We start from the raw sequence: 2996 nt of genomic DNA on the forward strand, positions 1-2996 counted from the left end.
AAACCTGTTAATAACAGGTTTTTTATCATTTTAGTTTATTCATTTCAAATAATGGTGATAAAGGACGTTTCTCGTGAATACGGATAATAGCTTCACCAATCAATTCCGCAATTGAAATTTGTTCAATCTTATCAATCAAACGTTCTTCAGGGAGGTAAATCGTATCTAACACAATTAATTTTTCAATAGCTGAATTTTGAATATTATCCAAAGCCGGCCCTGATAAAACAGGGTGAGTACATGAAGCATAAACAGCTGTTGCCCCTGCTTCAGCTAAAGCGTCTGCAGCATGGCAAATAGTACCTGCAGTATCAATCATATCATCAATTAAAATACATTTTTTACCTTTGATATTACCAATAATATTCATTACTTCAGATGTATTCATTTTAGTAACACTACGGCGCTTATCAATGATAGCAATCGGTGTCTTTAAACACTGTGCCAGCTTACGTGCACGTGTTACGCCACCATGATCAGGACTAACGACAACAACATCATCACCAACTAATCCCTGACGATCAAAGTAATCTGCAATAAGGGGAGCCCCCATAAGGTGATCAACGGGAATATCAAAGAATCCCTGAATTTGAGCTGCATGTAAATCAACTGTTAAAAGACGATCAACACCAGCAACTTCTAGCATGTTCGCAACGAGTTTCGAAGTAATAGGTTCACGAGAACGTGCCTTGCGATCTTGACGAGCATACCCATAGTAAGGCATTACCACACTAACAGACTCCGCACTAGCACGCTTTAAAGCATCAACCATAATTAAAATTTCCATCAAATTATCATTAACTGGTGAGCTTGTTGATTGTAAAATAAAAACATGATGGCCACGAATAGACTCTTCAATATTAACTTGAATCTCACCATCAGAAAATTGGCGAACTGTCGATTGACCTAGCGGAATTCCAATCGTCTGAGACACTTTTTTCGCTAGTTCTTTGTTTGATGACAGTGCAAACAATTTTAAATTAGAATAAGACATGATTTCCTCCAAAACTTTAGTCCTATACCATTTTAACGCTTTTTACACAATTTTTCAATCCAAAATAAACCATACCTAATTAATAAACAAAAAGGAGACCACGAAAGATCTCCTTAGTATTCATTAATTTGGGTAAATATAGTAAACAGAGCCAGAAGCACTAGGATTAAATGAACCACGGTAATTGCCAATGCTCATATTTCCAGCATAGTTTGATTCCATAACTTGGATAGATGAATTGTTAGCCACTGACGTTACTACTGCAACGTGCCCGTAACCACCACCATCATATGGCCAAACAGCTACTGCACCAACACGAGGAGTAGTTCCTACAGAATAACCAGCTGCACGTGCACTAGCACCCCACTGATTAGCATTTCCCCAATAGTTACCAACCCAAGAAGCCATTGACTTAGCTCCCCAAGTACATTGTCCCATTGGGTATGTGTTACTTGAATCATAACTTCTGACAACAGGTTTTGATACCGCTCTAGGTGTTGAAGAAACAACTGCTTTAGGTGCTTCAACTGCTTTAGTTACTACAGAAGGTTGAGCAACTTTTGGCTCATTAATAGCTGTAGTTTTAGCAACAGTAGTTGCCGAAGAAGTAGCCGTAAGATTAGAAGGCTTTATTTCAGTTCTCGGTTGTGTTTGAACTGTTTCAGTAGGAGCTGTGGCAGACTCAACTTGTGCTGCTGCCTGTGCTTTTGCTACAGACTCAGCTTGTGCTTTCGCTTCTGCTTGTGCTTTCGCTTCTGCTGCTGCTTGTGCTTCAGCTGCCTTACGCGCAGCTTCCTCAGCTTGTGCTTTTGCCTGAATTAAAGATGCTTTTTCATTTTGGACTGTAGTCAATTGAGCAGATAACTCTAATTGTGCTGCTTCTAATTGTGCTCTTTGTGTTGCTAAGGCTGCTTTATTATTTTCGATAGCTTGCTTGTTAGCTGCTACAGTATTTATAGCATTTTGATTTTCAATTTGTTTAGCTTCTAAGGCCGCTTTGTCAGCTTCTTGTTGTGCTAACATCTTTTCATTAGCTGAAACAACCTCACGAATAGCAACAACACGATTAACAGCATCAGATACTGATTTCGAATTTAAAATAGTATTAATATAGTTAGTCAAGTTACCCTTTTGAGCACTACGAACTTGCTTTTTCAAAGATTCGTTACGTGCAACAATTTTATTAGAAAGAGTTTGAATCTCTTGACCTAACTGCTGAGATACAGCCTCAAGTTGAGCATTTTGCGCTTCTAATTCTGATTGTTGAGACTCTAAAGCACCAACTTGTCCTTTAATAGCAGTCACCTGGTTTTGTGCTGCTGCTTGTTGCCCTGATAAAGTATTGATTACTGAATCAGTAGCAGCAATTTTCGAGTCAAAGTCATCAGCGTTTACTGTTACGGCAGCAGTTCCAAGAGTTACTCCACTCACAAGGACTGCTGATAATATTCTTTTTTTCATTTTTATTAAACTACTCCTTTACGATAAGACATTAAATATTTTACCAAAAAATTCACGAAATTATATTACGTCATTGTTACATTTATATTTGAAATCAACTATTTCTAAATGAACCATAATCAAATCTAGAAAACGATAACCTTCTTCTATTCACTCTATCAATATAATTGCTCCATAGTGAAACTAAAAGAGAAATAAAAAAAGAGTATAATTACTCTTAAAATTATAATATTTACGGAGAATAAGGGATTCGAACCCTTGCGCCAGTTACCCGACCTAACGATTTAGCAAACCGTCCTCTTCAGCCTCTTGAGTAATTCTCCAAATTAATATTGATGGGCACGAGTGGACTCGAACCACCGACCTCACGCTTATCAGGCGTGCGCTCTAACCACCTGAGCTACGCGCCCAAGCAAATGCTTGGTTTTACTTTTATGTAAAGTAAGCGGGTGACGAGAATCGAACTCGCGACAACAGCTTGGAAGGCTGTAGTTTTACCACTAAACTACACCCGCTAAAAAACTTATATAATAAATGGCGC

General features: G+C 38.2%; 2 protein-coding genes and 3 tRNA genes. All 5 read right to left on the reverse strand.

Features of this window, described 5'->3' with window-relative positions; genetic code table 11:
- Positions 1-25 precede the first annotated feature (25 nt).
- The gene (locus tag HMPREF9171_RS103005; protein ID WP_000122450.1) at positions 26-994 is read right to left on the reverse strand and encodes a ribose-phosphate diphosphokinase; all 969 of its coding nucleotides are present in this window, start codon (positions 992-994) and stop codon (positions 26-28) included.
- 123 nt (positions 995-1117) lie between these two features.
- A complete protein-coding gene (locus HMPREF9171_RS103000; protein ID WP_000746075.1) occupies positions 1118-2455 on the reverse strand; it encodes a PcsB-like coiled-coil domain-containing protein in 1338 nt (445 codons plus the stop codon).
- A gap of 235 nt (positions 2456-2690) precedes the next feature.
- A tRNA-Ser gene (locus tag HMPREF9171_RS102995) sits at positions 2691-2778 on the reverse strand.
- Positions 2779-2791: 13 nt separating this feature from the next.
- A tRNA-Ile gene (locus HMPREF9171_RS102990) sits at positions 2792-2865 on the reverse strand.
- A 34-nt stretch (positions 2866-2899) separates the two neighbouring features.
- A tRNA-Gly gene (locus HMPREF9171_RS102985) sits at positions 2900-2970 on the reverse strand.
- Between the last annotated feature and the right edge of the window lie 26 nt (positions 2971-2996).

Origin of the sequence: Streptococcus agalactiae ATCC 13813 (assembly GCF_000186445.1) — a bacterium.
GTDB lineage: Bacteria > Bacillota > Bacilli > Lactobacillales > Streptococcaceae > Streptococcus > Streptococcus agalactiae.

Excerpts from the sequence above, each read along its gene's own strand:
- HMPREF9171_RS103000 (WP_000746075.1), bottom strand. The coding sequence starts at position 2,455 with ATGAAAAAAAGAATATTATCAGCAGTCCTTGTGAGTGGAGTAACTCTT.
- HMPREF9171_RS103005 (WP_000122450.1), bottom strand. The coding sequence starts at position 994 with ATGTCTTATTCTAATTTAAAATTGTTTGCACTGTCATCAAACAAAGAA.